This window comes from Chitinophaga filiformis (genome assembly GCF_021646545.1).
Lineage (GTDB): Bacteria > Bacteroidota > Bacteroidia > Chitinophagales > Chitinophagaceae > Chitinophaga > Chitinophaga filiformis_A.
In genome coordinates this window covers 291,840-298,632 of sequence record NZ_JAKIRP010000011.1, presented here as the reverse complement: position 1 = coordinate 298,632, position 6,793 = coordinate 291,840, and the positions used below count along the sequence as shown (strand labels likewise).

Annotated in this window: 3 protein-coding genes; 2 read left to right on the top strand and 1 reads right to left on the bottom strand. The window is 48.5% G+C overall.

Annotation, left to right across the window (positions count from 1 at the left end; translation table 11 throughout):
* On the bottom strand, positions 1-5,752 hold a 5,752-nt coding region (locus tag L3C95_RS24215), incomplete at its 3' end, for a beta strand repeat-containing protein (protein ID WP_236391567.1).
* A 439-nt stretch (positions 5,753-6,191) separates the two neighbouring features.
* Here L3C95_RS24215 and rpmI point away from each other — a divergent pair.
* Positions 6,192-6,389 carry a 50S ribosomal protein L35 gene (gene rpmI / locus L3C95_RS24210; RefSeq protein ID WP_236391565.1) on the top strand — a complete coding sequence of 66 codons (198 nt, stop codon included), beginning with the start codon at positions 6,192-6,194 and terminating at the stop codon, positions 6,387-6,389.
* A gap of 50 nt (positions 6,390-6,439) precedes the next feature.
* Entirely contained in the window at positions 6,440-6,784 is a 345-nt protein-coding gene (gene rplT / locus L3C95_RS24205) for a 50S ribosomal protein L20 (RefSeq protein ID WP_089836384.1), read from the top strand.
* Positions 6,785-6,793 lie beyond the last annotated feature (9 nt).

Here is a 6,793-nt window from a genome sequence, read left to right as displayed (position 1 = left end):
CAGTTGGTGCGTTAGCAGCCAGTGTGAAGGAAGTATTGTTACATTTTGTCTGATCAGCACCAGCAGCCGGAGTAGTTGGCGGTGCATCGTTTCTCAGCGTTACCGCATCAGAAACTGTACAGGAACCATTTACTACAGTCCATGTAGCCACCACAGAAGTACCAACAGGTACGTTGATCACCGCGGTTGGGCTGTTCTGCTGACCAGCAGTGATGGTGGCAGTAGAACCAGCAGGCAGTGTCCATGTACCAGTCTGACCCGCAGCAGGCGTGTTAGCCGCCATGGTAAAGATGGTAGTGTTACACTTACTCTGGTCTGGGCCAGCAGCAGCAGTTGGCAGCGCATCATTTCTCAGTACTACCGCATCAGAAACAGAACAAACACCGTTTACAACAGTCCATGTAGCTGTTACAGTTACACCGGCAGGTACGTTGATCACAGCGGTAGGGCTGTTCTGCTGACCGGCAGTGATGGTAGCAGTAGAACCAGCGGGCAATGTCCAGGTACCAGTCTGACCGGCAGCAGGTGTATTGGCCGCCATGGTGAAGGTGGTAACGTTACATTTAGTCTGGTCTGCACCAGCAGTAGCAGTTGGCAGTGCATTATTAGTTAATACCACCTGATCGGAAGTGGTACAAACACCATTTGTGATGGTCCATGTAGCCACCACAGAAGTACCAACAGGTACATTAATTACCGCGGCAGGGTTGTTCGCCTGACCGGCAGTGATAGTAGCGGTAGAGCCAGCAGGCAGTGTCCATGTACCTGTACCAACAGAAGCTGCATTAGCAGCCATGGTGAAGGTAGTGGTGTTACACTTGGTCTGGTCTGCGCCAGCATTGGCAGCTGTTGGTGCTACATAGTTGATGAGTGTCACATCATCAGTAGAAGTACAGCTACCATTAGTAATGGTCCAGCGCAGTGTTACCGTAGTACCGGCAGGTACAGTGATAGCAGCGGCTGGGTTATTTACACTAGCCGCAGGGAAAGTGAATCCGGCAGGAGTAGAGGAAACTACGCTCCATGCACCAGTTCCTACAGTTGGCGCGTTAGCAGCCAGCGTGAAGGCAGGTGTGTTACACTGAGACTGGTCAGTACCAGCAGCAGCTGTAGTCGGAGGCGCATCATTTCTTAATACAACATCGTCAGTTAAAACGCAGGTACCATTAGTGATCGTCCAGCGGAGGGTCACAGTAGTACCGGCAGGTACGGTGATGGTAGCAGTTGGGTTGCTTACACTAGCCGCAGGGAAAGTGAATCCTGCAGGAGTAGAAGAAACCACGCTCCATGCACCTGTTCCCACAGTTGGCGCGTTAGCAGCCAGTGTGAAGGAAGGCGTATTACATTTAGTCTGATCAGCACCAGCAGCCGGAGTGGTTGGCAGCGCGCTGTTAGTCAGAATAACGTCATCTGTAGAAGTACAGGTACCGTTAGTGATAGTCCAGCGTAATGTTACCGTTGTACCGGCTGTTAAAGTGATAGCAGCGGTCGGGTTGTTTACACTAGCAGCAGGGAAGGTAAATCCTGCAGGAGTAGAAGAAACTACGCTCCATGCACCGGTTCCTACAGTTGGCGCATTAGCAGCCAGGGTGAAGGAAGGTGTATTACATTTTGCCTGGTCAGCACCAGCAGCAGCAGTAGTTGGAGGAGCATCATTTCTCAGTACCACATCGTCAGTGAGAGAGCAGGTACCGTTTGTGATAGTCCAGCGCAAGGTTACTGTTGAACCAACAGGAACAGTGATAGTAGCAGTTGGGTTACTTACGCTCGCCGCAGGGAAAGTGAATCCTGCAGGAGTGGAAGACACCACGCTCCATGCACCTGTTCCAACAGTTGGTGCATTAGCAGCCAGTGTGAAGGAAGTATTGTTACATTTTGTCTGATCAGCACCAGCAGCCGGAGTAGTTGGCGGTGCATCGTTTCTCAGCGTTACCGCATCAGAAACAGTACAGGAACCGTTTACTACAGTCCATGTAGCTACCACAGAAGTACCAACAGGTACGTTGATCACCGCGCTTGGGCTGTTCTGCTGACCAGCAGTGATGGTGGCAGTAGAACCAGCAGGCAGTGTCCAGGTACCGGTACCAACAGCAGGCGTATTTGCCGCCATGGTAAAGATGGTAGTGTTACACTTGGTTTGGTCCGGGCCAGCAGCAGCAGTTGGCAGTACATCATTTCTCAGCACTACTGCATCAGAAACAGAACAAACACCGTTTACAACAGTCCATGTAGCAGTTACAGTTACACCGGCAGGTACGTTGATCACCGCGGTTGGGCTGTTTGCCTGACCAGCAGTGATGGTAGCGGTAGAACCAGCGGGCAATGTCCAGGTACCGGTCTGACCGGCAGCAGGCGTATTAGCCGCCATGGTGAAGGTAGTAGTGTTACATTTAGTCTGGTCTGGACCAGCAGTAGCAGTTGGCAGTGCATTATTAGTTAATGTCACCTGATCGGAAGTGGTACAAGCACCATTCGTGATGGTCCATGTAGCTACCACTGTAACACCGGCAGGTACATTAATTACCGCGGCAGGGTTGTTCGCCTGACCAGCAGTGATAGTAGCGGTAGAACCAGCAGGCAGTGTCCATGTACCTGTACCAACAGAAGCAGCATTAGCCGCCATGGTGAAGGTAGTGGTGTTACACTTGGTCTGGTCCGGGCCAGCAGCAGCCGGATTTGGCGCCTGGAATACCGTTACGGTAGCACTCGCACAGGTAGTGTTGGAGCATGCACCGGTAGTTTCAGCACGTACATAATAAGTAGTGGTCGCGCTTACTGATACAGTAATGGAAGCACCGGTACCGATTGGAGCACCTACTCCACAACCTCCGGCGTACCATACCCATGTTCCGTTTGGTGTACCATCAGCTTTCTGCCCCAGGCTTCCACCCACAACAGACAGCGTACTTGTACCGGAAGTACAGATATTCGGTGAACCTACGGCAACTCCGGTAGGAGCTACAGGAGGAGTTTCTACGCTCACAGAGAATGGAACGGTAGAATCACAACCTGCATTCAGGCTGTTTCTGTAGCTCAGGTTGAAGTTATATACGCCGCGTGGTGTGCCCACAGGGTAGTTAACTGTTATAGGCCATATGGTAATTGGCTGGTTAGTAACAGCTACAAAACCTGGCAGGGCAGGAGTACCAGCAGTAATGCTGTAAGTATCCGGGTTACCTTTTGTAGACAGGGTATCCACCATGAAGGTACCGGATGTGTTACAGGTAACTATAGATGGTGCCACTACAACTACCGGACGGGTAGTTTTATGCAGTACAACAGTGTCAATGCTTGGAGTACAGTTTGCGGCATTGGTGATTGACCACGTCAGCACGATATCCTGTTCAGCAACATTGGATGTAACTGTTGTATTATATGCATTGATGTTTGCGATGGTTGCATTACCAGATACGAGTTTCCATGTACCGGTTTCCGCGTACGGACCGGTCAATGTACCATCCGGACGGCTGGCATTCATCGTAAAGACATTCGTAGCACAGAGCGTCGTATCACGACCTGCATCACTGAAAGTCGGATCGTACAGGAGTGTAACTTCAACGAAGTCGCTGCTTGTACACAAAGTATTGGCGGTTGCCCTCACAGTCCATTTGAACCTCACGGTCATACCACCTTTCTTCAGGTTAACCCTTGTTCCACGAAGGTTCGGGAACTGAATGGTCGCATAATCCTTGAATTGAGCAGCAGTAACCGTAGGATCTACACCTGGTCCCCAGAGGGTATCTATCGTCCATACACCAGCTTCGCCGGAATTCAGCAGAGCGGCCATGGTAAAGTTACCCGAGGTGTTTATACTGGCGCAGGCCATTTGATCAGGGCCGGCATTGGCCACTGGTACAGGTGTTACATCAATAATAAATGGAGCAGATTCTACCTGACAGGTATTTGTCGGGTCACTTACCCTTACAGTAAATACTCCCTGAGCAGCGTTGTTAATCTGTACGGGGAAAAGGGTAGTCATACCATCCCACTCAGGCAAATGGGTCAGGTTACCACTTCCATCAGGTCCCTGGAACCATTGAATTGTATGTCCTGCCAGCGCCTCGTTGATACGGATCTCAACGGAAGAACCCGCACAGACGTTTTGTGAAGTAGAGATTACGTCTATAACAGGTTGATCAATAGATCTGATATACGCAGTGTTTGAGTCCACACACGTATGCCCGTCCGCATAGTCCACATAACCATACACCATAATAGTGGTGTCGTCAATCACCTGTATCGTACGTTTGTCTCCTTCAAATCCAGGTAAGTCTTTCCAGGTGAACCTGTCGAAACCTCCGGACGCCTGTAATTCAACATATGCTCCCGAGCAGACCTGGCTCTTCGTCAGGTACAGCTGTGGCATCGGTAGTATCGTCAACCGGACGTATTCCGAGGGCGAGGCACACGTGACGGCGTCACTCCCGGTTTCATAAATACGGACACGGAAACGGTAAGACGTAGGAACGGTCCTGGTACCTTTCAGTTCACCCGGGCCGATCACCAGTTCTTTGGAGGTATTAGTACCAAAAGGTACGTTTATCCATGTAAGACCTTCGTCGTCACTCATTTCCCACTGGTAGGCCGGATTGGTGAAGTAGTCTGCAGGTGAATAATTAGAGGTGAGTGTAATCGGAGCGCCTTCGCAGACAACTTCCGCGAGATTGTCGGTTTTACCTTTAATGGAAGCGGTAATAGTCGGACTACAATATGCGAATTCGATATCGTCGATCGCGATGTCGTTACCACAACCACCAGGTTTGTTATTAATAATAAGTACTCTAACTGAATCTATATTGGAAGGAACGGTAAATGATCCTCCATATTTCTGCCAGCTGGACTTAGGGTTACTAAGGTCCATTGACACGTTGTAAGTAGGGAAGTTAGCCAGGATCTGGCTAGGGTTGGCGGCATTCACCACCTGGAAGGTTACACCGGCATATCGATAGCCGGATACGCAACCACCTTCAAAAACGCCGATAGGGTTGATATTTATCAACCAGGCACTAAAATTATAAACGGAGCCTCTACAAAGACCAGTTACAGTCTTCTGATAGAATCTCCTCGGTTCGTAGGCGGAGTTGGCAACCAACATCCCACCACGGCTATTACCCGTGTGGTCGGTGTTGTTTACCCAGTCACCTTTGAGCTGTGTGTTGTTTGCAATTGAATAATAGTTATCCGCGAGATCGCCCGTACCCTGATAGTCGTAGGTTACTACGCCATTAATAGGATAGGGCCGGCGAACAATGCCGCTACCTGGCATGGTACCGAAATCTTCAAAGAAACCCGGTTTGTCATTCGCTTCGTTGGTACCGCACGTATTAATAGTACAGTCCATCGCCCGAATACGCCTCGTTTCAACCCGGGTGCGTGCCACGCCGTTGTCTGTATAAGGCAGGGTGATTTCAATGTCATACCATCCGGGAACCATGAACTGCAAGGTCAGCGATTTCGTTCGCTGTAGCTTTGCAAGCTTGGTTGTCGCTGCAGTGTTCCCGGTGTAAAGGACCTCGTAGTCGGCATCGGAACCGGTCGGACCGGTTATTTTCCATGATGCCTGCTGCGTCACCTGATATCTGCTGTTCGTGACGACCATCGCGTTGATGCTCAGGTATTTGGCCTGACCGGCAGTAGCGCTGGCGGTCGAGATACAGACCGTATCCGGTGTGTTAACATATATGGTCTGTGCCTGCACTATTCCTATAGCGCAGCACATCATCATATATAATAGGATTAGAATCTTTTTCATCAGTAGGTGTTTTGTGAAAAGAGTATCAGAAATGATGTGATTTAGACGTCACGCCAACTGACAGATTTACAATGTCTTACCGATCGATACGATGTCCAGTCCTGCACCGGAATGGCTTTTTGAGAAGTGTAAAGTGTTTCCATAGGCTTGATCATTTTTTACTTGATATGGCTAAGAAATGAGACTATTTTAAAATTAAAATTATGACTAATATAGGAAATATAAAAAATGTGTATATATTCTAAAGCGATAAATAGAAGAATAATTGGAAATAAGAGGGTGGGGGGAATTTGATATTCAGTATCTTAACGGTGCGAAAAAAAAGTTTAATCAGGCGGTCAAAAGTTATCCACACCCTTAGGACGTTAATAATTATTTTATAATGGCCGTTTGTTGTTTAAAATATTTACCTACCTTTGCAGTCCAAATTTGATGTAAGATGCCCAAAGTAAAGACTCATTCCCGGGCGAAGAAGACCTTCAAGGTGACCGGGAGCGGACAGATTAAGCGGTATAATGCCTTCAAAAGTCACCTGTTGACCAAGAAGTCTAACAAAAGAAAACGCCACCTCAGAGGTAGCAGCCTTGTTAGTTCAGCTAACCTGGACCTGGTAAAAAGAATGCTTGCTCTCAGATAATGAGATGTGGTGTGTGTAATTAATTATTAACCTGATCAAAAAAGCACTATATGCCTCGTTCAGTAAATGCAGTTGCTTCCAGGGCCCGCAGGAAGAAAATATTAAAGCAGGCCAAAGGCTTCTACGGTAAAAGGAAAAATGTTTATACCGTAGCAAAAAACGTATTGGAGAAAGGTCTTACCTATAGCTATGTAGGCCGTAAACTCAAGAAAAGAAACTACCGTCAGCTGTGGATCGCTCGTATCAACGCTGCTGCAAGAGCAGAAGGTATGACCTACTCTGAGTTTATCCATAAATTGTCTGAAAAGAATATCGACCTGAACAGGAAGGTATTGGCTGATCTGGCAATGAATGAACCAGCAACTTTCAAGAGCCTGATCGCTTCCGTTAAATAAGCGGATCGT